The organism is Rhodanobacter sp. AS-Z3 (assembly GCF_029224025.1).
Classification (GTDB): Bacteria; Pseudomonadota; Gammaproteobacteria; order Xanthomonadales; family Rhodanobacteraceae; genus Rhodanobacter.
The window spans coordinates 3,268,563-3,292,301 of sequence record NZ_CP119392.1 but is presented as its reverse complement, the minus strand read 5'-3'; the positions used below and the strand labels follow the sequence as shown (position 1 = coordinate 3,292,301).

14 protein-coding genes are annotated in these 23,739 nt (G+C 61.7%); 10 read left to right on the top strand and 4 right to left on the bottom strand.

The window, feature by feature from the left end:
- Positions 1–535: 535 nt before the first annotated feature.
- Genes PY254_RS14730 through PY254_RS14720 form a run of 3 tightly spaced genes read left to right on the top strand, consistent with a single transcriptional unit; the run spans position 536 to position 14,667 of the window.
- Positions 536–2,125, top strand: a complete 1,590-nt coding sequence (locus PY254_RS14730) for a ShlB/FhaC/HecB family hemolysin secretion/activation protein (RefSeq protein ID WP_281012790.1) — start codon at positions 536–538, stop codon at positions 2,123–2,125.
- A 12-nt stretch (positions 2,126–2,137) separates the two neighbouring features.
- A complete protein-coding gene (locus PY254_RS14725) occupies positions 2,138–13,558 on the top strand; it encodes a filamentous hemagglutinin N-terminal domain-containing protein (protein WP_281012789.1) in 11,421 nt (3,806 codons plus the stop codon).
- Complete coding sequence (locus PY254_RS14720; protein ID WP_281012788.1) at positions 13,555–14,667, top strand: hypothetical protein; 1,113 nt, start codon at positions 13,555–13,557, stop codon at positions 14,665–14,667. The genes PY254_RS14725 and PY254_RS14720 overlap by 4 nt, the downstream gene beginning before the upstream one ends.
- Positions 14,668–14,700: 33 nt before the next feature.
- Here PY254_RS14720 and tssA read toward each other — a convergent pair whose 3' ends face one another.
- On the bottom strand, positions 14,701–15,750 hold the full coding sequence (gene tssA / locus PY254_RS14715; RefSeq protein WP_281012787.1) for a type VI secretion system protein TssA: 1,050 nt from the start codon (positions 15,748–15,750) through the stop codon (positions 14,701–14,703).
- A gap of 312 nt (positions 15,751–16,062) precedes the next feature.
- Positions 16,063–16,617: an NADPH-dependent FMN reductase gene (locus PY254_RS14710; protein WP_281012786.1), complete on the bottom strand. Its 555-nt coding sequence runs from the start codon at positions 16,615–16,617 to the stop codon at positions 16,063–16,065.
- Between the two features lie 148 nt (positions 16,618–16,765).
- Between PY254_RS14710 and dapD the strand changes: the two genes are divergently transcribed.
- The 4 genes from dapD to dapE all read left to right on the top strand — a co-directional run bounded on the left by dapD (position 16,766) and on the right by dapE (position 20,215).
- Complete coding sequence (gene dapD / locus PY254_RS14705) at positions 16,766–17,593, top strand: 2,3,4,5-tetrahydropyridine-2,6-dicarboxylate N-succinyltransferase (RefSeq protein ID WP_281015237.1); 828 nt, start codon at positions 16,766–16,768, stop codon at positions 17,591–17,593.
- A complete protein-coding gene (locus PY254_RS14700) occupies positions 17,590–17,946 on the top strand; it encodes a Spx/MgsR family RNA polymerase-binding regulatory protein (RefSeq protein ID WP_281012784.1) in 357 nt (118 codons plus the stop codon). The genes dapD and PY254_RS14700 overlap by 4 nt, the downstream gene beginning before the upstream one ends.
- 1 nt (position 17,947) lies before the next feature.
- The gene (locus PY254_RS14695; RefSeq protein WP_281012783.1) at positions 17,948–19,012 is read left to right on the top strand and encodes a VIT1/CCC1 transporter family protein; all 1,065 of its coding nucleotides are present in this window, start codon (positions 17,948–17,950) and stop codon (positions 19,010–19,012) included.
- Positions 19,013–19,081: 69 nt separating this feature from the next.
- A complete protein-coding gene (gene dapE, locus PY254_RS14690) occupies positions 19,082–20,215 on the top strand; it encodes a succinyl-diaminopimelate desuccinylase (RefSeq protein ID WP_281012782.1) in 1,134 nt (377 codons plus the stop codon).
- 53 nt (positions 20,216–20,268) lie between these two features.
- Here dapE and PY254_RS14685 read toward each other — a convergent pair whose 3' ends face one another.
- Together PY254_RS14685 and PY254_RS14680 are read right to left on the bottom strand one after the other, a co-directional pair.
- Entirely contained in the window at positions 20,269–21,066 is a 798-nt protein-coding gene (locus PY254_RS14685; protein ID WP_281012781.1) for an anti-sigma factor, read from the bottom strand.
- A 10-nt stretch (positions 21,067–21,076) separates the two neighbouring features.
- On the bottom strand, positions 21,077–21,637 hold the full coding sequence (locus tag PY254_RS14680) for a sigma-70 family RNA polymerase sigma factor (RefSeq protein ID WP_281012780.1): 561 nt from the start codon (positions 21,635–21,637) through the stop codon (positions 21,077–21,079).
- A gap of 191 nt (positions 21,638–21,828) precedes the next feature.
- Here PY254_RS14680 and PY254_RS14675 point away from each other — a divergent pair, with 191 nt between their 5' ends.
- From PY254_RS14675 to PY254_RS14665, 3 genes are all read left to right on the top strand, one after another.
- Positions 21,829–22,188, top strand: coding sequence for a COG4315 family predicted lipoprotein (locus PY254_RS14675; protein WP_281012779.1), 360 nt, complete (start codon positions 21,829–21,831; stop codon positions 22,186–22,188).
- A 97-nt stretch (positions 22,189–22,285) separates the two neighbouring features.
- Positions 22,286–23,188, top strand: a complete 903-nt coding sequence (locus PY254_RS14670; RefSeq protein ID WP_281012778.1) for a DUF3034 family protein — start codon at positions 22,286–22,288, stop codon at positions 23,186–23,188.
- Positions 23,189–23,239: 51 nt separating this feature from the next.
- Positions 23,240–23,731: a group I truncated hemoglobin gene (locus tag PY254_RS14665; RefSeq protein WP_281012777.1), complete on the top strand. Its 492-nt coding sequence runs from the start codon at positions 23,240–23,242 to the stop codon at positions 23,729–23,731.
- Positions 23,732–23,739: the final 8 nt, after the last annotated feature.

Sequence of the window (23,739 nt, the reverse complement as noted above, 5' to 3'; positions counted from 1 at the left end):
TGCATGGTTTCGATAATCCGATTTTAAACCCTGTGTTGAAGCAAGCTTGAGCGATTAGCTGTCATGTAGGGTTGCGTGCTTTGACGTTCATCCATGTCAGTGGGGAGGCGCGCAGCTCAGGGCTTTGCTGGCCGTTCGGCTGATCCGCCGGAGCATGACGTAGGTTTTTGCTGACGTTTGCCGTGGTTATTTCCGGCGGTTGCTGCGGGTGGTTTCAGCCGGACAGACCGCTTTCTTTGCAGAGGCAAAGGTGTATCCTTGAGCAAGTAACACAAGCCAGCAGGCAGCAATTGTCTGAGTGTGAGGGGGCTTGGGAGTTCGCAGCGGGCAGGCACTGAATCATCAGCGTCTGCCGTCAATGGATCGATAGGTGCGGCCAAGGGGAATAATCGTGCGAATTGTTTGCTTCGCGGCAGCGTTGGCATTTGTATTTACGGGCGGCCCTTTGCGGGCGCAGGGCAGTGACGCAGGGGCGACGGGACAAGTATCTTCACCGCCGCAGTCAGATGCTTCTCCGCCGACAGCGGACAACGTAGTGCCGCCAGTTCGTGATCGCGACTCGGCTGCCGTGCAGAAAATTGCCGTGCAGGGGTTCCGGGTCACCGGTGTGGCGGATCACTCAAACGTGGGCCTTACACCCGCGAACATCCAGTCGCTGGCTGATGCGCAATACCAGGCGTTGGCCGCCAAGGCAGGCAGCCCGGTTGAGCTCAGCTTTGACGACATGCAAGGCGTCGCCAACAAGATTGTCGAGCGCTACCGCAATGCAGGTTTTATCGTTTCCAACGCGTTTCTGCCAGCGCAGACCGTCGGTGCGGACAAGATCGTCGAGATTCGCGTACTGGAAGGAAAGATCGGCAAGATCATTGTCAAAGGCAACAAGCGCTATCAGCCCGATGTGATCTCTGCAGCCGCGCAAAAGCTTCGCGGCAAGCCCTTGCTGAAAAGCGACGTGGACTCCGCTTTGCTGTATGCGCGTGACTTGCCAGGCGTGACGGTCGCTTCCACGTTCCAGCCCGGCGAGCATACCGGCGACACCGATCTGGTGATGATCGCCACCGAAGCGAAGCGGCCCCTGAAGTTCACGCTAGGCGCCAACAATTACGGCACCCCTCTGACGGGTCGCTATCGCGCGCAGGCCGGCGTCGAGTGGGCCAACCCGTTGGGTATAGGCGATGTGTTCAATCTGAACGTCGACTACGCGCTCGTTCCCAGTGACAACATCTACGGTGCAGCCTCCTATCGTGTGCCGGCAACAAGCATTCCCGGCCTGACTGCCGTGGTAGGCGCTTCGCGCAATGAGTTGCAGATCAATACCGGCACGTTTGCGGCGCTCGACGTGAAGGGTCCCAGTTCGATGTACTACGGCGGCGCCGATTGGAAATTCATCAATCGTGACGACTTGCAGATGGTGAGCACGCTGCATCTCATTCGCGAAGAGTCACGACTGGACAGCCTCGGTATCCACTTGTCCGATGAAAAATTCCTGCTGGCAGAATTGACCTACGGATTGCTGCATACCGATCGGCGCTTCAATGGCGTCGATATCCTTCAGGTAGGCGTGCGCAAGTCCATCAATGACGACTCACTTGATCCGGATCTTGTCAGCCCGCTGCACGCCCATAGTTTTCTTGTCGGGAAACTGTCCTATACACGCATGCAGTTTCTGACCAAGTCGCAGCGGCTCTACCTGAAGATCGTTGGTCAATACAGCAATGATGCGCTGATCCCATTGGAGCAGTTTGCCTTGGGCGGTCCCGATAGCATCCGGGCCTATCCCATCGCCGACGCATTGCGCGACCGTGGCTACTACACGTCGCTGGAATATCACGTCGACGCGCCAGGCTTTGGCGACAAAGTCTCGCCGTTCTATGGGCGCCCCTGGCGTGAACTGCTTGAGTTCCAGTTGTTCGTTGACTACGCAAAGGGCTTCTCAGCCGGAGCCAATCGCGAGAGCGAGTCACCCACCTCCACGCTGAGTGGCGTGGGTGGCGGCCTGATTTTCCGCCTGCCGCGATTCCATCACTTCGAGTTTCACCTCAACGGTGCCGTACCCCTTGGATCGCAAGATGCGTCCGACAAAAAGGGTTACCACATCTATTCTCGGTTCAGCTTCACGTTCTGACGGATGACGACCATGAGCAAGAGCACACAGCAGCGCACGATGCGCGCGACGGCGCGCGACCATGCAACTCGGAAGTCGGAAGTGGGTCTGCCCCTGCGGCGAACCTGGCCGATCAGCCTCTGCGTGGGCCTCGCCCTGGGGTCAATCGTATTCAGTGGCGATGCCTTGGCAGGCGGCCCCACCGGCGGCGTCGTGGTGGGCGGTTCGGGAACGATCACGCAAAGCGGCAACAGCACCGTCATCAACCAGGCTTCGCAGAAGCTGGCGCTGAACTGGCAAACCTTCAACCTGAAAGCCGATGAGTCGGTGCTGTTCAATCAGCCAGGTCGCTCGGCGGTGGCTCTGAATCGCATTCTCGATCAGAACCCCAGCCAGATTTTCGGCAAGATCAGCTCGAACGGGCAGGTCTTCCTGATCAATACCCACGGCATCATCTTCGGCGCCACCGCGCAGATGAATGTCGGTGGATTGTTGGCCAGCACGCTCGACCTGACCCCGAACGACTTTCTTTCCGGTCGTTACAACCTCAACGTGGCTGGTGCCAGCGCCGGCATCGTCAATCACGGCTTGATCCAGGCGGCGAGTGGCGGCTCTGTCAGCCTGGTCGCAGGCAGCGTCCTCAACGATGGCCTGATCTTCGCCAACTACGGCAAGATCAATCTTGATGGCGCCGAGCACGCCACGCTCGACTTCGACGGCAACGGTCTGATCAACATCCAGATCACTGGTGAGTTGAAGGATCGACTGGACGCCAAGGAAGCGGCAGTCACCAACAAAGGAACGTTGAGCGCCGAAGACGGCACCGTGGTGCTGCAAGCCTCGGCGACCAAGGATCTGTTCACCAACCTGGTCAACAACGCGGGCGTGATCGACGCCAGCGGCATCAGCACCGATGGTGGCGTGGTGCGGTTGGTGGGCAATGGCGGCAATGTCGTCAACAGCGGCAGCATCAATGTGTCTGGCGTTCACGGTGGCAGCGCGCAGTTGCTATCGGACCAGGACGTCATGGTCACTGTGGGCTCGAATATCGATGCGTCTGGCCAGCAAGGTGGCGGCTCGGTGCGCATTGGCGGTGGCATCCAGGGTGGCGAAGGGCTGTTCGTGGCCAACCGCGCCTACGTGGCCGATGGTGCGACAGTCAACGCCGATGCGACGGATAGCGGCAATGGCGGCAGTATCGCCGTGTTCTCGCAGAACAATTCGATAGTCGGCGGTGTGCTCTCGGCGCGCGGCGGCATCAATGGTGGCAATGGCGGCTTTGTCGAGACCTCCAGCCACGGCGGACTCACCGTCACGGGCGCGCCGCTGGTCATGGCCCGGGCTGATGGCGGGCTGGGCGGCGAATGGCTGATCGACCCGAACAACATCGACATCGTTGCCGGCGGTGGCAACACCAATATAAATGCCAGCTCCCCGTTCGCCACGTCCGGTGACGCTGCATCGCTCGGTGTGGACCTGATAGTCGCTGCCCTCACCGGTGGTGCGAATGTCACAGTGACGACCGCGGCGGCCGGCGCGAACAACCAGTTGGGCAACATCACGCTGGATGCCGATCTCGATTACAACGGCAAGGGCACCAATGCGCTCACGTTCAACGCCGCCCACGACATCACGATCAACAACAAGATTTACGATTCCACGGCGGGTGGCGACCAGCTCAACCTGACGTTGAACGCGGGAAACAACATCAGCATTGCCAACGATATATCGCTTGGTGGTGGCACAGCCACACTGGCAGCGACGTCAGGTAATATTTCCCAGACGGCTGGTACGTTGTCGGCCGGCACGGTGAACGCAACGGCCGCGACGGGCATCGACCTCACCACAGCCGCAACCTTGCTCAACGTCGTCAACAACGGCGCCACTGGCAATATCAACATCACCGAAGCGGACGGCGTCACTGTCCAGGCCTTGCAGCAGACCAACGCAGCCAATGCGACCGGCACGATATCGCTGAGCTCAACCACGGGCGACATCGGGATCAACGACGGCTCGGTGCTGGCTCAAGGTGGCCTGATCACACTGACGGCGAGCGCCGGTGCAATTACCGATGCAGATCTTGGCACCGCCGCAAGTATTACCAACGGCGCAGGTCACGCCACGCTCAATGCCGCGACGGGGATTGGCTCTGCCAATGCGATCGATACCCAAGTGGCGACGCTTGCATTCACCAACACCGGCGCCGGTGGCGTGGCGGTCAACGATGCTGACGCTGTGTCCGTCAGTGGCGATGGCGGGTCCGGACTGGTCAAACTCAGCAATGCGACGGGTGATCTGACGATCGGTGGGGATGTCATTTCGAGTGGCAACGTCTCGCTCACGGCAACCGACGGCAATATTGTGCATTCGGCCGGCACGATCAGCGGCGGCACGGTGACCCTCACCGCAGCGGGCATTAATGGCTCGATCGGAGCGGCTGGCGCAGTCCTGACTGATGTCAACAACATCGACTTCAGCGCCAAGGGTACCGGTGCGGTCAATATTACCGAGGCGACTGGCGCGGTTGCCAACGGTACTGCAGGTTCCGGCAGTGTGCTGCTTACCAGCACTACCGGCGACATGGACGTTGCAGCGGCGGGCATCAAAACGGCCGGTGGTGAAGTCACTCTGCGCACGTTGACTGACGGCGCCCGCGTCACGGTAAACGGGGCTGGCACGATCGACACCACCAATGGCGGTGCCGTCGCCACCGGTGCCGACGTCAACATCAACTCCGACAATGCGAACATCGACGGCACGATCAATGCCGGCACAGGTGGAACGGCTGCGATCTGGCAGTACACCTCAGGAAAAACCATTTCGGTCGGTGATCTTGGCACGAGTCAACTGCAAATCGAAAACGCGGAACTGAACAACATCACGGCTAGCACGATCAAAATCGGCAATGCCAGTAGCGGTGATTTGAACGTTGCCGGTGTGGTCAACCCGACCCATGCGACGACACTTTCCTTGAACACAGGCGGAGCCATCTCGCAATCGGCAGGCAGCGTTATTACGGTGGATACCCTGTCGGGTAGTTCGACAGGAGCCACCGTGCTTGATCAAGCCAACGCGATCACTAACCTGGGTGACTTCACCGCCGGCAGTTTCAACCTGACCAATGCGCAGAGTCTGACAGTTGCGGCAGGCAAGACGGTGGCTGCCGACACCAGCACGCAGCTGACGACCACGGCAGGCGACCTGACGATTGACGGCACGCTGACGGGAACTGCCATCAACCTGACCGGCTTCACTGGCGTGACACTCGCTGGCAATGTGTCCGCCGGGGATACGCTGACGCTGGACAGCACGGATGCGGCGATCACGCAGTCCGCGGGCGCGCTAACCGCCGGTGGCACCACGACGGTGAATGCCGGCACGGGCGCAATCACGCTGAACAATGCCAATCAGTTGACGGGTGCCGTCAGCTTGAACGGTGCGAACACCAGCCTGACCAACGATCGTGCGACGGTGCTGGGTACCAGTGCGGTGACGGGCACGCTGGCCGTGAGCAGCAATGGAGCGTTGAGCCAGACCGGTGCGCTGACGGTGACGGGCCTGGCGACGTTCACGCAAAACAACGGCACGGCAGGGACGACGCAGGACATCGACCTGGGCACGCAGCTGAATGACTTCCAGGCAGGCACGACCTTTGCGGGCACGATCAACAGCCTGTCGTTGAAGAACATTGACGCGAACCCAGGCACGTTGACCTTGCCTGGCAGCGTCACTGGCAATTTCACGCTGAATTACACCAGCGCCGCGCTGACCTTGCCAGTACTCGGCGTGGGCGGGAATCTGGATGCGACGGCCAGCGATGGCATCACGATCAACGGCGATGTAACCACGGGCGGCTCGCAGACTTATCACAGTGCGGTGCTGTTGGGTAGCGATGTCACCTTGGCAACAACCAATAGCGCGGTGAGTTTCGCGGACACGGTGGACAATGCCACTGCGACAGCGCATGCGCTGACCGTCAACGCCGGTAACGGTGCAGTGACTTTCACTGGCGTAGTGGGTGGCAGCGTCGCCACTGGTGCGCTCCTTGGCCTGACCAGCAGCAGCGGCAGCTTCAGTGGCAATGCCCTGAATATTGGAAGCTCCGGCCTGTCGATTACCACCTCGGCCGGAAATATCACGCAGGGTGGAAAATTCGTGGTTGCTGGCACGTCAAACTTCGACGCGGGCAACAACGCGATCATGCTTGCCGACGGCAATAACGACTTCGTGGGCGCGGTCTCGGCGACCGGCGCTGGCGTGTCGCTGACCGACACCAATGACCTGAGCGTGGCGGCACTGACCGACAATGCGAACGGCAACGTGAGCCTGATCGCCGGCGGCGCACTGAGTTTGCCGGGCAGCGCGATCGCGGCTGGCAGCGGCAACTTGACACTGGCCGCCAACGGCGGCGTCTTGTCGACTGGCGGTACCTTGAGTGGCAACGCTGTGAGCCTGACCGGCTTCAATGGGGTGACCCTTGGTGGCAGTGTGACCTCCATGGACACGCTGGCGCTGGCCAGCACGAATGCGGAGATCACGCAGTCCGCGGGCGCGCTGACCGCCGGTGGCACCACGACGGTGAATGCCGGCACGGGCGCAATCACGCTGAACAATGCCAATCAGTTGACGGGTGCCGTCAGCTTGAACGGTGCGAACACCAGCCTGACCAACGATCGTGCGACGGTGTTAGGTACCAGTGCGGTGACGGGCACGCTGGCCGTGAGCAGCAATGGAGCGTTGAGCCAGACCGGTGCGCTGACGGTGACGGGCCTGGCGACGTTCACGCAAAACAACGGCACGGCAGGGACGACGCAGGACATCGACCTGGGCACGCAGCTGAATGACTTCCAGGCAGGCACGACCTTTGCGGGCACGATCAACAACCTGTCGTTGAAGAACATTGACGCGAATCCAGGCGCTTTGACCTTGCCTGGCAGCGTCACTGGCAACTTCACGCTGAATTACACCAGCGCCGCGCTGACCTTGCCGGTACTTGGCGTGGGCGGGAATCTGGATGCGACGGCCAGCGATGGCATCACGATCAACGGCGATGTAACCACGGGCGGAGCACAGACGTATCACAGCGCGGTAATGCTGAGCAGTGATGTCACCTTGGCAACCACCAATAGTGCGGTGAGTTTCGCAGGCACGGTGGACAATGCCGCCGCGACAGCGCATGCCCTGACCGTCAACGCCGGTAGCGGTGCGGTGACGTTCTCGGCTGCGGTTGGCGGCAGCAATGGTGCACTGGGTGCGTTGAGCGTAAACAGCAGCGGACTGACGACGTTCGGCAGCACCGTGGCAGCGGCCAGTGTGCTCACCGACGGCGCTGGCAGCACCACCTTGAATGGCAACGTGACCACCAGCGGTGCGCAGACCTATGGCGATGCGGTAACGCTGGGTACCAACGCAACCTTGGCCAGCAGTGGTGGTGGCACGATCGATTTCGCATCTACGCTTGACGGCGTCAGCAACCTGATCGTCAACACCAGCGGTCTGGCCAGTTTCGGCGGCGCGGTGGGTAGCGGAGCGGCGCTGAATCAATTGGCCGTCACCAGCGGTACCTTCAGCGCCAATGCGCTTACTGTGGGCGCGGGTGGCCTTACGGTGACCACCAGTGGTGGTGACATTGCGCAGGGCGGCGCATTCATTGTCGCAGGAGCATCGAGCTTCAACGCCGGCGCCAACGCAATCACGCTGACCAGCAGCGGCAATATGTTCACCGGCGTAGTGAACCTCACGGGTGGCGTGACCCAGATCACCGATCAAAACGCACTGACGCTCGGTGCGCTGGCTACTGATGCGTTGACGGCCACCAGCACGGGCGCATTGAATTTGGGTCAGGGTAATGTGGCAGGCACCTTGGCGGCCACTAGCAACGGCGGTGCCATCACGCAAACTGGCGCGCTGACGGTGGCAGGCAGCAGCAATCTGCAAGCAGGCTCGGGGGGCATCACGCTGACCAGTGCCGGCAACCATTTCGCCGGTGCGGTAACGGCTGCGGGGCACGGCGTGACGCTGGTGGATGCGGGCAACCTGACGATTGCTGCGCTAAGCGGCGGTCTTGACGGTACGGTGAATCTGACTGCCGGCGGCGCGCTGATGCTGCCGCTTTCGGGTATTGATACGGGCACAGCCGACCTGACCTTGGTGGCGAACGGCGGATCCATCGTTACCCCGGGTGTACTCAGTGGCGGCAACATCACGCTGGCCGGACGCGATGGGCTGACGCTCAACAGCAATTTGAATACGATCGGTATTGCGTCGCTGACCAGCAGCAACGGTGCTATCAATCAGACTGGTGGCATTCTCGATGTTGCCACACTGACCGGCAGTTCCAGTGGCAGCACGACGCTCAACGGTGCCAACCAGATCGGTACGTTGGGCAGCTTCACGGCGTACGGCTTCGCGCTGACCAATGCGCAGTCGCTGGCGGTGAACGGTCCAGTCGACGGGGGTGCCAGCACGGCATTGACGACGACGGCGGGTGATTTGGCAATCAACGGTGCGGTCAACGGCACCACGACCACGCTGACCTCGGCCAGCGCGATCAGCGAAGGCACTGGTGGCGTGATCACGGCCGGCACGTTGAGCGGCAGTTCGGTCGGTAGCACGGCGCTGAATGAAGCCAACCAGATTGGCACGCTGGGCAACTTCACGGCGGCGAATTTCGCGCTGACCAATGCGCAGTCGCTGGCAGTGAACGGTCCGGTCGACGGCGGTGCCAGCACGGCATTGACTACCACGACGGGTGATCTGGCGATCAACGGCGCGGTGAACGGCACTACGACCACGCTGACCTCGGCCGGCGCGATCAACGAAGGCGCTGGTGGCGTGATCACGGCAGGCACGCTGGCGGGCAGTTCGGTCGGCAGCACGACGTTGAATGGGGCGAACCAGATCGGCACGCTGGGGGGCTTCGCGGCGGCGAATTTCGCGCTGACCAATGCGCAGTCGCTTGCGGTGGATGGTCCGCTAAATGGGGGTGCCAGCACGGCACTGACGACGACGGCAGGCGACCTGGCGATCAACGGTGCAGTCAACGGCACCACGACCACGCTGACCTCGGCCGGCGCGATCAGCGAAGGTGCTGGTGGGGTGATCACGGCGGGCACGCTGACGGGTAGTTCGGTCGGCAGCACGACGCTCAACGGCGCCAACCAGATTGGCATGCTGGGTAGTTTCACTGCGGCGAATTTCGCGCTGACCAATGCGCAGTCGCTTGCGGTGGATGGTCCGCTAAATGGGGGTGCCAGCACGGCACTGACCACGACGACAGGCGACCTGGCGATCAACGGTGCAGTGAATGGCACCACGACTACGCTGACGTCGGCGGGTACGATCACCGAAGGTGGAAGCGGTGTTGTCACCGCCGATATCTTGAGCGGCAGTTCGGTGGGCAACGCCACACTCAGCGGCCTGAACAAGATCGCCACGGTGGGTAGCTTCACGACGGCCAACTTCTCGCTGACCAACGCGCAGGCGCTGACGGTGAGTGGCCCGTTGGCAACTACCGGTGGTACAGGCAACATCAGCCTGACCACGAACAGCGGCGCGTTGAACGTGACGACCGACCTGACTGGCGGCGATGTGTCGTTGACGTCGGCCAGCGATCTGATCTTGGCCAACGACATCACCGCGACCACGGCAGAGTTGACCTCCAACGGAGCCATCTCGCAGAGTAGCGGCGTTATCACGGCAGGCACGCTGAACGGCAGTTCGGTCGGCAATACCACCCTGAATGGCGCGAACAAGATTGGCACGCTGGGTAGCTTCACGGCAGCCAACTTCGCATTGACCAATGGGCAAGCCCTGACTGTCAGCGGTCCTTTGGTAACGACCGGGGGCACGGGCAACATCAGCCTGACCACGAGCAGTGGTGCGTTGAACGTCTCGACCGACTTGTCGGGTGGTGGTGTGTCGTTGACCTCGGCAAGTGATTTGTTGCTCGCCAATAACATCAACGCCAATACGATCGAGCTGGCTTCCGGTGGTGCCATCACACAGAGTGGCGGTGCCATCACGGCCGGCACGCTGACGGGTAGCTCGGTGGGCAACACCACGCTCAACGGCGCAAACAAGATCGGCACGTTGGGCAGCTTCATGGCGGCCAACTTCGCGCTGACCAATGGCCAAGATTTGACTGTCGGCGGCCCCTTGTCGACGACTGGTGGTACGGGAAATATCAGTCTGACGACGAGCAGCGGTGCGTTGAATGTCACGACCGACTTGGCGGGTGGTGATGTGTCGCTGACCTCGGCCAGCGATCTGGCGCTAGCCAACAACATCAACGCCACTACGGCAGAGTTGGCTTCCGGTGGCGCCATCACCCAGAGCGGAGGAGTGATCACGGTCGGTACGCTGACGGGTAGCTCGGTGGGCAATACCACGCTCAGCGGTGCGAACAAGATCGGTACGCTGGGCAGCTTCACGGCGGCAGGCTTTGCGCTGACCAATGCACAGGCACTGGCGGTAAGCGGACCAGTCAACGGAGGTGCCAGCACGACATTGACGACGACGGGGGGTGACCTGGCGATCAACGGGGCAGTCAACGGCACCACGACCACACTAACCTCGGCAGGGGCGATCACTGAAGGTGCTGGTGGCAACATCACGGCGGATCTGTTGGTCGGGAACTCGGTGGGTAATACCACGCTTGATGGCAACAATCACATCAAGAACTTGGGCGGATTCACTTCCGATTTCAGCCTGACCAATGGTCAGACGTTGACGGTTGTTGGGCCACTCGATGGCGGTCCCAGTGTGAAGTTGACGACCACTGTTGGTGACTTGGTCATCAACGGCACGATCACCGGCGCAACGACGACGCTGATCTCGGCGGGCTCGATCAGTGAGGGCGCGGCTGGCAGCATCACGGCCAGCACGTTGACGGGTAGCTCGGTGGGCAACACCGCGCTCAACGGCGCGAACAAAGTGGGCACGTTGGGCAGCTTCACGTCAGCCAACTTCGCGCTGACCAATGCGCAGACCCTGATTGTGAGTGGCCCATTGGCGACGACCGGTGGTACAGGCGCCATCAACTTGATCACCAGCAGTGGTGCGTTGAACATCACAACGGACCTGGCGGGCGGCGATGTGTCGCTGACCTCGGCGAGCGATCTGGCACTAGCCAACAACATCAACGCCACTGCGGCAGAGTTGGCTTCCGGTGGTGCCATCACCCAGAGCGGAGGAGTGATCACGGCCGGTACGTTGACGGGTAGCTCGGTGGGCACCAGTACGCTCAACGGCGCGAACAAGATTGCCACGCTGGGCAGCTTCACTGCAGCGGGTTTTGCGCTGACCAATGCGCAGGCACTGGCGGTGAGCGGGCCAGTCAGCGGAGGTGCCAGCACGGCACTGACGACGACCGTGGGTGACCTGGCGATCAACGGCGCGGTTAACGGCACGGCAACCACGCTGACTTCTGCTGGCGCGATCAATGAAGGCGCCAGCGGAGTCATCACGGCAGGCACGCTGACGGGTAACTCGGTGGGTAACACCACGCTCAACGGCGCGAACAAGGTTGGCACGTTGGGTAGCTTCACGGCAGCCAACTTCGCGCTGACTAATGCACAGGCGTTGGCGGTGAACGGGCCAGTCAACGGAGGTGCCAGCACGGCGCTGACGACGACGTCAGGTGACCTGGCGATTAATGGTGCGGTTAACGGCACGACGACGACGCTGACTTCGGCTGGCACGATCAGCGAAGGTGCAAGCGGCGTTATAACGGCAGGGACACTCACTGGTAGCTCGGCGGGCAGCACCATTTTGGGTCGCTCGAACCAAGTGGATGCTTTGGGCGCGTTTACCACCGGCGGTGATTTCAGCTTCAACGATGCGCAGACGCTGACGGTGAACAACGCGCCTTCGGCCAACGGGGGTGCTGGCAATCTCTCGTTGACAGCCACTGGTGCGGCCTCGGATCTGGTCCTGAGCAGCAACTTGACGGGTAACACGGTGAGCCTCAACGCCGGTCGAAACATCAACCAGACCTCGGGCGTGATCACGGCAGCTACGTTGACTGGCAGCGTGGTCGGTATCGCCACCTTGAACGGTGCGAACAAGATCGGCACGTTGGGCAACTTCACGGCGGCGGGCTTTGCGTTGACCAATGCACAGGCGTTGGCGGTGAATGGGCCGGTCAATGGCGGCGCCAGTACGGCACTGACGACGACTTCCGGTGACTTGGCGATCAACGGTGCGGTGGCGGGTACGACCACGACACTAACTTCGGCGGGTGCCATCACTGAAGGTGCGGGCGGCATCATTACTGCAACCGCGTTGACCGGCAGTTCGGTCGGCAGCACAACAATGAGTGGCGCAAACAAGATCGGTGCGTTGGGGAACTTCACTGCAGCTGGCTTTGCACTGTCCAATGCACAGGCGCTTGGTGTCTCCGGTTCTGTCAACGGTGGTGCCAGCACGAATCTGACCACCACTACAGGGGACCTGGCGATCAACGGTGCGGTCAATGGAACCATAACAACGCTGAAGTCCGCCGGGGCCATCAATGAAGGCGGTAGCGGTAGCATCACCGCCACCACGTTGACGGGTCAGTCCAGCGGCGCGACGGCGCTCAATGGCGCCAATCACATCGGCACCCTGGGCACCTTCAGTGCGGCAAACTTCGCACTGACCAATGCGCAGGCACTGATGGTGAGTGGTCCGATCAGCGGTGGCGCGAGTACGGCGCTGACGACCACGACCGGCGATTTGTCGATCAACGGCGCCGTGAACGGTACCAAGACGAAGTTGAGCTCTGCTGGTGCGATCACTGAAGGTACGGGTGGCGTAATCACTGCGGCCACGTTGAGCGGCAGCGCCGCAGGTGGGGCCACGCTTGGTAGCTCATCGGGTCGCATCAACAATATGGTGGACACCCTTGGCAACTTTGCGTCGCCGGCCGGTTTCAGCATGACCAACAACAAGACGCTGACTCTGGCGTCGGTTGATGGCAGCACATTCACGGTCAATGCCGGAACCTCGACGTCCTATCTGTCGGTGACCAACGGTGATTTGTTCCAGTTGGGTACGACGCCGCTATACAACGGCACCGGTACCTGGGGTGCAACCGGACGCATGGGCAAGGGTTCAGCAGCGATCTATGTCATCGGTACAGGTGTACAGACGATCGCCAACGTCGGTATGCCGCCGGCTTACTTCTACGCAGTCGACAGTGCCAACAAGCAGTTGCCGCTGGTGGGCGGATTCGCCATCAACGTACCCACGGCCCAAGGTGCAGGCAGTGCGCAAAACGGCAATCACGGTGATTCGTATATCGACCCAAGCGTGATTACGGCGAACTACCGGTCGTATGGCATCGTGCCCTCGGGCGTGCGTCTGCCGGCGGATCAGCAGAGTGGTTGCGATCCCGATCAGCCGGATCAGGAAGGCTGCCAGGAAGGTGACTCCGTGGGCATGGTGCGCCTTATGATGAACGGTCGCCGATGAGCATGCCACGGCTCGGCGTCGCGGTCCTGCTCGGATTGTTGGCGTCGGGGTCGTCCGGCCTGGTCCATGGACAGATCGCGCCGCGCCTCACTGGTGCGGTGGTGATGTCCGAGTTGGACGTGGCGCAGCACGACCTGTCTGCGCGTGCAGCCAGTTTGCCGAAATCCAGTCTGGCATCTACCAGCAAGCAGCTTGCTGATATGGAGGCTGCATTGCGCAAGACGCTGGGCAAGGATGCCGACCAGCCTTTGGACATCATCGACGCCAAACCGAAAAGCAGCGCCTATCGTGCCCATGCAGCAGTGCAGCGAGTACAGGCATTTTTGGCTGCCAGCAAAGGCTGCTTCGATGCGGACACGACTGCCATGGCCGATGCCCTCGCAGTTTCGGTCAGTCAGATTGCGGGTGTCTCGGGCGCGGCGAAGTTGCCGCCAGTGATTGATGGCGTCGAGACGGCCGATCATCGACCACTGTTTGTCTTGCGCAACAGCGGACAGAAAATCAGTTTTGCGCTGGTGGGTGCCAATTTGTTTGATGCGCAGTGCGAAAACCCGACGGTGACTGCCACCGATGCGGCGGGGAAGCTGCAGGCCCTGCAGCCGACCCTTGCCGGCGCGTCGCCCAACCGCATTGAACTGGAGCTGGCTGCTGGCGGCCAGCTCTCACCGGGTGGTTACGTGCTTCATGTGGTGCCCAAACACAAGGCTTTCCTGCTCGGCTGCGGCGCGCAACCGGAGGCGGTAGCTGTGGTGCAGGTGGCCGCGCCGGAGAAACTTTCGGTGAGTTATGCGCTGACTACCACCTGTCGGGCTGGTGATGGCAGTGAGCAAGCTGGCCCGGCCATCGCCGGAACCATGCCGGATTTCGCCGGTGCCAATACGGTGTCCAAAGCAGTGGATACGGGTGCCTGCGCTGATCCGGTGCGCTACACGATCAGTGCAGGTGTCACGTTCGCTGATGGGCACAAGGCATCGGTGGGACCGATCAGCCAGATCGCGTCGGCAGGTATCACGGCCGGACTGCCCGGCGGGCTGACGCTCAGCTGGGACCCTTCGGTACGGCAACTGTTCGTGCGTGCCGGCGCCGGCAGCTGCAAGGGTGTTTACTGACCTTGCAGCTGCCGTTGACTGCCCTGCAAGGCGTTACTCGTCTGGCGTGCCTGAAACCACCCGCAGTTCGGAAATGCCGCCTGGCGCCAGATCTTTCAACAAGTCCATGAAATCCATGCCGACCAGCCGCTGCGCGCGGCGCAGCAGCATGGGTACCGGGCTCGATGGCTCGTTGCGACTGTAGTATTCGCACAACTCATCCAGCCGCCGCATGACATCCTGCGGCCCGGCGATGGCGCCGTTCGAAGCACGTGCAGCACCACCTGCAGCCCCACCACTGCTGGCCGCTTCAAGCCCGCCGGCACCAGCCTCATCTGCGCCGCCTTCCTGCGGTCGTCGACGCGCGAGTTGGGGTTCCAAAAACTTCTTCAGCTCGTAGATATCGCCCAGCAGATTCTTGAGGTCGGGGCCGGCTGTACCGAGCCGCTCGTTGAAAATTCCGTCGATGGCCTTGGCGCTTTCCAGTGACTGGGTGATTGCTGCAGTAACGGCAGCCAGATCATCTTCATTGCAGTCCAGACAGCATGCCTCGATTTCGGTCAGCGTGGCTTCCGACTCACCGTCCGTCGAGGTGATTTTCAGCGTGCCGTTGGCGATACGCAGACTACGCAGGTCGTATCGGCCCAGGCGTGGCGACTGCACGAACGGTGTAGTGCGGAAGTAGCGCAGCACACCTTGCAGATCGCCCAACGGCACAATGGAATTGACCCGCATGGTCGGGTCATCGTCGTCATCCGCATCCAGTTGCGGATAAACGGTGTCCCAAAAATGTTCCAGCAGACCGCGGATCAGACTCAGTCCGGCGCTCCAGCCGGGCATGCCGGAGGTGCGCATCCATGCGGTGGTGAGATGGACGGCGGCGCGCAGATCCTTCGAGCGTCGAAGTACGGCTTCGGCCAATTCGACAACCTTGTCCCAGTCGGGTTCCTCGGCCGCCTTGACGTTGTCACCAATCGCGCGTTCCGCCTTGGGCGCGGCGGCGCGCTCCAGCGCCATGAACTCGGGATCGTATTCAAGATCATCACCCGATGGGGACGCATCCCCGATCGGTGCCAACAAGGACTCAAGATCATATTGCGTCATGGGCTTGCACCGCCTTTCAGGTGGGATCAGTCCATTATCACGCATTCTTCGGGCAGCGCCAGCCGGCAAGAGGGTCTCGCCGGCCTTGCTGACAGCGTTTCAGGGTCTCGCTTCTGCGGGACGGGAGGTCGCATGCGAGAAGGCATGCGAATCAGTCCATCGGTAGAACGGTGTTGCCACCACTTCACCGCAGAGGCTGTGGCATCAACGCCGCTGAACCATCATTGCGGATCTCGAAAATTTCGATCATCCGACTCTGCTGCACGGTGCGGTCAAGGCGGGCGCGGACAAGCTCATCAGCGTAGCTCGCCATCAGCCTGCAAATCGCCTGACCCAAGCGACATAGTCGTCAACAAAACCTTGCAGGAATTTCCTCGTGCCGTCGCTACTGATGCTGCCGTCTTCGGTGATGATATTGTCTTTGAAGTGCAGGAACACTTCAGGCTGTGCCAGTACCGGCATGTCCAGATAGGCCAGCACGTTGCGCAGGTGCTGTTGCGCCATGGCGGTACCGTTGGCGCCGATCGAGGTGCCGATGACCGCAGCAGGCTTGCCGGCGAACGAGTTGGTTCCCCATGGGCGCGAAGCAATGTCGATGGCGTTCTTCAGTACGCCGGGAATTGACCGGTTGTATTCAGGCGTGGCGAACAGCAGCGCGTCGACGGACTCGATGTCCTTCTTCAGTCGGGTGGCGGCTGCGGGGTAAGCGGCATCGAAGTCCTGCGAGTACAGCGGCAGGTCGCTGATCTGGATATGCCGGAACGCTAGGTCTGTCGGTGCCAGCCGTTCCACGGCACGGGCCAGCCGCCGATTGAACGAATCCATGCGCAGGCTTCCGACCATTACGCCAATCTTGATCTGGTTCATTGCCGAATCCTCCTCAAGGCTGTGAAACAATGGGCGTGTTGCGGTTAAGTATTGATGAATCCCGGCACAGGTTCCGGACGTCCAGACTGTACGCTCTATCGCGAGCCGCATCCGGCTCCCCCTTCACCATGATCATCGAATGAATACCATGCAATCCATCGAAACCCTGATTGACGATGCCTTCGAACGCCGCAGTGCGTTGTCCCAGACTGAAATCGAAACCCAGTTGCGGCCAGCCATCGGTCAGGTGCTTGATCTGCTTGAATCGGGGCAGCGTCGTGTCGCCGAGCCGGACGGCAACGGTGGCTGGACGGTAAATCAGTGGATCAAGAAAGCCGTGCTGCTGTATTTCCGCATCAACGACAACCGCGTGGTTGATGGCGGGTCAGCGCAGGCATTCGACAAGGTGCCACTGCGTTTCGCGCATGGAAATGACGCCGAACTGCAGCAGCTTGGCGCACGCGTGGTGCCGGGTGCGCTGGTGCGTCGCGGCGCACACATCGCGAAAGACGCGGTGTTGATGCCCAGCTACGTCAACATCGGTGCCTTCGTCGGTGCCGGCAGCATGATCGACACCTGGGCCACGGTGGGCTCGTGCGCGCAGATCGGCGCGGGCGTGCACCTTTCCGGCGGCGTCGGCATCGGTGGCGTGCTGGAACCGTTGCAGGCCAATCCCACCATCATCGAGGACAACTGCTTCGTCGGCGCACGCTCCGAAGTGGTCGAGGGCGTGGTGGTGGAACGCGGCAGCGTGATCGGCATGGGCGTATTCCTTGGCCAGTCCACGCGCATTTACAACCGAGCTACCGGTGAAGTCAGCTATGGCCGTGTGCCGTCCGGCAGCGTGGTGGTAGCTGGCAACCTGCCGGCAAAGGACGGCAGCCACAGCCTGTATGCGGCGATCATCGTCAAGCAGGTTGATGCGCAGACGCGCAGCAAGACCAGCATCAACGAACTGCTGCGGAGTGGCGAATGAGCGCGAAGCTGTATGGGCTGCCCAACTGCGATACCTGTCGCAAGGCGCGCAACTGGTTGGCACGTTTCGAGGTTGCACATGAGTTTGTTGATTACCGCGCCAATCCGGTGCCGGCGGCAACCCTGAAAGCGTGGGCAGCGGCATTGGGTGGCTGGGAAAAGCTGGTCAATAAATCTTCAACCACCTGGCGCAACCTGCTGCCGCAGCGCAAGAACCCGGGCAGCGACCCGGAGTGGACCTTGTTGCTGAAGGAATATCCCGCGTTGATTCGTCGCCCGGTCGTGGTGCTGGCCGATGGCTCGGTGAGCGTCGGTTTCACTGACAACGGCTTCAAGAAAATCTTCGGGCGTTGAAATGACCCGTCATCGTGCCCGCCGCTTCTGCAACAACCTGCGCATCGAACGCGACAATGCCGCGCTGTATGCACGCCTGGCCGATCTGGCTACCGATGCCCGGCTAGGCCAGGTCTATTGGCGTATCGCGCAAGGCGAACAGCTCAACGCCCAGTTCTGGGAAGCTCGTCTGCGCGAGATGGGGGTGCCCGTGCCGATATCGCGCATCGGTTTGCGGGTGCGTGCGCTGGGCTGGTTTGCCAGGCATTTTGGTACGGAATTCGTGATGCCAACGGTGGTGCGTATGGAACACGCCGACCACGCAGCCACCCCGGTCGACCGCAGCGGTCATCGTGATCATTTTATTGCACCCCATGAGGCAGACCAGCGCGATCACCGGCATCGCACGCAAAGTGGCAATACCTTGCGCGCCGCGGTGCTGGGCGCGAATGACGGGCTGGTGTCCAACGTCAGTCTGGTGATGGGCATGGCCGGCGCGGCCACCGGTGATCGCGCCATCCTGCTGGCGGGTCTGGCCGGTCTGGTCGCTGGCGCCTGCTCAATGGCGCTGGGTGAGTGGCTGTCGGTGAACAGTTCGCGCGAGTTCTATCAGGCGCAGATCACCGAACGCGCCGAACGCCTGGCGGTGTCACCGGACGACGGACGTGAGCATATCGCCGGCATCTATCGCGACAAGGGACTGGAGCGGGCCGCCGCCGAACATCTCGCCGAGCACATCGCCGAGACGCCCCGTGCCGCACTGGACATGATGGTGCGCGAGGATCTTGGTGTGGACCCCGGCGAACTGGGCGGTTCGGCCTGGGGTGCGGCAATCTCTTCGTTCTGCCTGTTTGCCTGCGGTGCGATGTTTCCGGTGGCGCCGTATTTCTTCGTCGGTGGCAGTACGGCGCTGATCGTCAGTGGATGCACTACCGCCGCGGGTCTGGCCTTGATCGGCATCGGCACCTCGTTGTTCACCGGCCGCAGCATGCTGTTTTCGATCGCCCGCCAGTTCGGTATTACGGCGGCAGCAGCAGCAATCACCTATGCCGTGGGCCATCTGTTGGGTACCGTGTTGGTGGGTTGATCTGCGGGCCCATGGGCATCCCTTGGTATGCTCGATGTTCTGACCAAACCCTGCGCCCTGTGAGCCGCCATGTCTGCTGTTTTCGATCTGACCTGTGAGCTGATCCGTCGCCGTTCGGTAACGCCGGAGGATGCCGGTTGTCTGCCCCTCATCGCTGCGCGGATGGCGCGTGCGGGTTTTGCCGTGACGCATCTGCGCTACGGCGTGGTGGACAACCTGTGGGTCACCCACGGCGCCGCCGGGCCCACGCTGATGTTTCTCGGTCATACCGACGTGGTACCGAGCGGTCCGGAAGGTTCCTGGGTCAGCCCGCCGTTTGAGCCAACAGTACGCGATGGCCATCTATACGGCCGTGGCGCCGCCGATATGAAGGGCTCGGTAGCCGCGATGGTGGTGGCGCTGGAGCAGTTCGTTGCCGAGCATCCGGAGCATTCCGGCCGGGTCGGCTTGCTGCTCACTGCCGATGAGGAAGGCGTGGCCATTGATGGCGTGCGCAAGGTGGCCGAGCATTTTCGTGAGCGCGGCGAGCAGATCGACTGGTGCGTGGTGGGTGAACCTTCCGCCAAGGCGCGGTTGGGTGACCTGATTCGCGTGGGGCGACGTGGGTCGCTGTCGGCCACGTTGACGGTGCGCGGTGTGCAGGGCCATGTGGCGTATCCCGAGAAAGCGCTCAATCCGATCCATGCGTTTGCGCCGGCGCTGGCCGAGCTGGCTGCCGAAAACTGGGACGAGGGCAATCAGGATTTTCCGCCGACCTCGATGCAGATCTCCAACATCAACGCCGGCACCGGTGCGAACAACGTCATCCCCGGCACGCTGCAGGCGCTGTTCAATTTTCGCTACAGCACGGCCAGTCGCGCGGCTGATCTGCGCGCGCGCAGTGAGGCGATCCTGCATCGCCACGGGTTGGATGTTCAGGTCGACTGGCAACTATCCGGTGAGCCGTTCCTGACGCCACCCGGTGGCCAGTTGCGCGAGGCGGTGGTAGCGGTATGTCGCCAGTTGTGCGACATCGAGCCCGAACAGAGCACCGGCGGGGGTACTTCGGACGGCCGCTTCATCGCGCCGCTGGGTGCCGAAGTTGTCGAGATCGGGCCGGTCAACGCCACCATTCACCAGCTCGACGAATGCGTGGCGCTCGCTGAACTGGAAGCGTTGCCGGCGATTTACCTGGCGATTTGCGAACGCATGTTGCCGAGCTGACTCACGCCGGCTTGCACCGCGCTCCAATGTCGTACAGGAGTCGGTGCGTGGGTTCATGCCGCTGCGCGATTTGGCTTCGCGGCAACCAGCAGGCTGACCTTGCGCAGCGCATCCGTTGCAGTGCCGATGGAACCCTTGCCGATCACCGCTCCGGTCGGCTGGCCGGTCGGCGAGCCACCCATGGGTTCGACCGATACCGCCAGTGCCGCTGTCGTACCCAGTTGTGCCAACAAGGCAGGTGTGAGCGGCAACGCCGTGGGTTTGTCGCGCGCGATCATGCCCACCGAGACGGGCTTGCCGCCGTTCGGGATCAGCCATAGTTGCGGTGCGCGTCCGGCCTCGAACGCGATCGGCGTGGCCGGCACCACGATCATGCGGGCGTGCTGCACGTCCACGGTGGCCGTCCAGCCGGTGCTGCCGTTGTCCTGCTGGATGGTCGACGCCATGTAGCTGGCGTTGACGGCGGTCGGCGTGGGTACGCTGCGCGGCAGCGACACTACCACCAGCAAGGCGACGGCAAGCGCGCTGGCACCCAGGCCCAGCCAGTGCCACAGCGGCAGGTTGTTCCACAGCCCCTCGCGCGGTCGAGCTACACGCAATGGTTTGCTGGCAGGTTGTTCCAGTTGCAGCGTGTCGCGGATGCGCGCCCAGACGTACAGCGCCGGCGCTACCTCGTCGATCGTGTCGGCCAAGGGAATCAGCCGGCGCTGCCACAGTGCCACTGCCGTGGCGGCTTCGTCGGAAGAAGACACCTCACGTGCCACTTGCGCCCGCGTATCTGCATCCAGCACGCCCAGCACGTACTCGGCGTAACGCAGGTTGTGGTTGCCATCGTCGATCGGTGTATTCATTTCCAAAGCCTTATGAGTCCAGGCAGGAGCGCAATTGCATCAGGCTGCGGCGGATCCAGCTTTTCATGGTTCCGAGCGGCACCTTGCAGCGTGCTGCCAATTCGTTATACGTGGCGCCGGTGAAAAAAGCTTCACGTACCGAACTCTGCTGTTGTGGCTCCAGTTCATCCATACACCGCTGCAGTCGCTGGTACTCCTGGCTGGTCTGGGCATCAGCTGCCGGTGTGGGCTGCTCGTCGACCAATTCGTCGAGATGAGACGGATCATCCATCAGCTCCTCGCGATGTTGCCGCAGTCGGTCGATCGCCTTGTTGCGCGACAGTGTCACCAGCCAGGTGATGGCGCTGGCCTTGGACGCATCAAAACTGGAGGCGCGCCGCCACACGGTGGTGTAGGTTTCCTGCAAAACCTCTTCGGCCTCGCTGCGATCGCGCAACATGCGCAGGCAGACGCCGAACAGCTTGGACGAGGTTCGCTTGTACAACTCTGCAAATGCTTTCTGGTCGTTGCGACCGGATTGCTGCAGCAGGCGATTCAACTCGTCGCGCTCGGCGGGGCTGCTGACACTCATCTTCGAACCATCCTGTAGTCACGGGTTGCCCATGCCGAACCGGGCTGCACGGATCGCGGCGGCAATGATCTTCAGCATGAGGGCAAGCGTCTGCCGCTGGCAAGCGGCACACGCGCGGTGCATCCGTGGCGATTCCCCGAACGTACCTTTTTGCTGCAGGCAAGCCGCCTGCCTTTCGCCAGGGACTTGCCATGATGGTTGTTCGTTGTTTCGCAGCGTTGCTTTTGGCTGGCACCGCCAGCGCCGCGTCGCTGCCGCAGCGCGATGTAAAAGGTCTGCTGGTGGACAGCAGTGGGCACACCTTGTACCGCTACGACCCCGATGGCAGTTCGGGTGTCAGCCATTGCAGCGGGTCATGTGCGGCGGTGTGGCCGCCGTACCTGGCGGATTCGCGAGTCACGGCAGGCGGCGGATACAGCGTTACCTTGCGCGGCGACGGCGGCTTTCAGTGGGTTTACCAGGGCCATCCGCTGTACCTGTTTGTTGGCGACGACAAACCCGGCGACCGCGACGGGGATGGTGTGAACGGCAGCTGGCACGTGGTGCGCTGACGTTGGTTGCGACGACATTGCATCCTTTGGGTGAGTTCGCTCGTATCTGGTTTTACATGCGCATTTCGCGCTGTCTGCAAGGGGAACCTCAATGCATATGAATCGCAAGACCCGAATGGTCGGATCGATCGGCTTGGCGCTGGCCGGCTGCCTGCTTTCCGCGGCGGCCACGGCTACCGGCAGCGACGCTGGCGCGCCGACGACGAGCAACAAACTGTTGTTGACCGGTGGTGTATCCCAGCTGGAAGGCTCGGCGGGTGGTGGCCTCACGCCATGGGCGGTGATTGGCGGCTACGGTACCCGTGACGAAATTGGCGCGAACGCGTTCTATACCCGGGTGAACCTGCCGGATTACCACGTCGACGAAGCTGGCGCGATGGTTGGCCTGTACAACCGGGTCGAGCTGTCGTTTGCGCAGCAGCGCTTCAATACCGAAAAGGTCGGTGCCGCGCTGGGGCTGGGTGAAGGCTTTACCTTCAGACAGAACATTGTCGGCGTGAAAGTGCGCCTGTTCGGCGATGTTGTGCTCGACCAGGACAGCTGGTTGCCGCAGGTGTCGGTCGGTGCGCAATACAAGAAGAACAATCAGGACGGTGTGGTCAAGTTTGTCGGGGCCAAGCGTTCGCAAGGCACCGACTACTACATCAGCGCGACCAAGCTATTCCTTGGCCAGAGCCTGCTGGTCGACGGCACGCTGCGTTTCACCAAGGCCAACCAGATCGGCATCCTCGGTTTTGGCGGCGATCTCAACAATTCCTACAAACCGGAGTTCGAGGCCTCGGTGGCTTATTTGCTCAGCCGTCACTGGGCGGTCGGTGCGGAATATCGGCAGAAGCCGAACAACCTTGGTATCGCCAAGGAAGACGACTGGTACGACGCCTTCGTGGCATGGGCGCCGAACAAGCACGTGTCGCTGACCCTTGCTTACGCCGATCTCGGCAACATCGTCATCAAGGATCGGCAGCGTGGCGTGTACGCCTCGGTGCAGGTCGGCTTCTGAGCCACTGTTCCACTTTCTGATCGTCACCCTCGACCTACCGGGAGCACCCTCATGCAAAAAAGCCATTTCCATTTCATCATGCTTGCCGCCGCCATCCTGCTCAGTCAGGGCTCGCTGGCGCAAGACGTCGCGCCGATGCCGCCGCAGTCCGCGGCGATGGCGGCCAGCGCTCCGCGCGATCCGGCACTGAAGCCGGTGTTCGACCAGTTCGGCGGCAAGCCGGGGTTGGTCACGCTGATGAACGACTTCATGGACAACCTGATGGCGGACTCGCGCACGCATTCGTATTTCGCGGATTCCGACCGTGAGCACATCAAGGCTGAACTGGTCGATCAGTTCTGCGTGATTCTTGATGGCCCGTGCACCTATACCGGCAAGGACATGGTCAAGGTGCATCGCAAGCTTGGCATCAATCGCGCGGCGTTCAACGCTTTGGTCGAGGATCTGCAGACCGCGATGGACAAGAACAATGTGCCGTTCCGAGCGCAGAACAAGTTGCTGGCAAAGCTGGCGCCGATGCATCCGGCCGTCATCACCAAATAGCCGTCCAT

Bases quoted from the DNA above. Each gene is read 5' to 3' on its own strand.
- PY254_RS14685 (WP_281012781.1), bottom strand. From the start codon at position 21,066: ATGAATACACCGATCGACGATGGCAACCACAACCTGCGTTACGCCGAG.
- tssA (WP_281012787.1), bottom strand. From the start codon at position 15,750: ATGACGCAATATGATCTTGAGTCCTTGTTGGCACCGATCGGGGATGCG.
- dapE (WP_281012782.1), top strand. From the start codon at position 19,082: ATGTCTGCTGTTTTCGATCTGACCTGTGAGCTGATCCGTCGCCGTTCG.
- PY254_RS14725 (WP_281012789.1), top strand. From the start codon at position 2,138: ATGAGCAAGAGCACACAGCAGCGCACGATGCGCGCGACGGCGCGCGAC.
- PY254_RS14710 (WP_281012786.1), bottom strand. From the start codon at position 16,617: ATGAACCAGATCAAGATTGGCGTAATGGTCGGAAGCCTGCGCATGGAT.
- PY254_RS14720 (WP_281012788.1), top strand. From the start codon at position 13,555: ATGAGCATGCCACGGCTCGGCGTCGCGGTCCTGCTCGGATTGTTGGCG.
- PY254_RS14700 (WP_281012784.1), top strand. From the start codon at position 17,590: ATGAGCGCGAAGCTGTATGGGCTGCCCAACTGCGATACCTGTCGCAAG.
- PY254_RS14680 (WP_281012780.1), bottom strand. From the start codon at position 21,637: ATGAGTGTCAGCAGCCCCGCCGAGCGCGACGAGTTGAATCGCCTGCTG.
- PY254_RS14695 (WP_281012783.1), top strand. From the start codon at position 17,948: ATGACCCGTCATCGTGCCCGCCGCTTCTGCAACAACCTGCGCATCGAA.
- PY254_RS14665 (WP_281012777.1), top strand. From the start codon at position 23,240: ATGCAAAAAAGCCATTTCCATTTCATCATGCTTGCCGCCGCCATCCTG.
- dapD (WP_281015237.1), top strand. From the start codon at position 16,766: ATGCAATCCATCGAAACCCTGATTGACGATGCCTTCGAACGCCGCAGT.
- PY254_RS14670 (WP_281012778.1), top strand. From the start codon at position 22,286: ATGAATCGCAAGACCCGAATGGTCGGATCGATCGGCTTGGCGCTGGCC.
- PY254_RS14675 (WP_281012779.1), top strand. From the start codon at position 21,829: ATGATGGTTGTTCGTTGTTTCGCAGCGTTGCTTTTGGCTGGCACCGCC.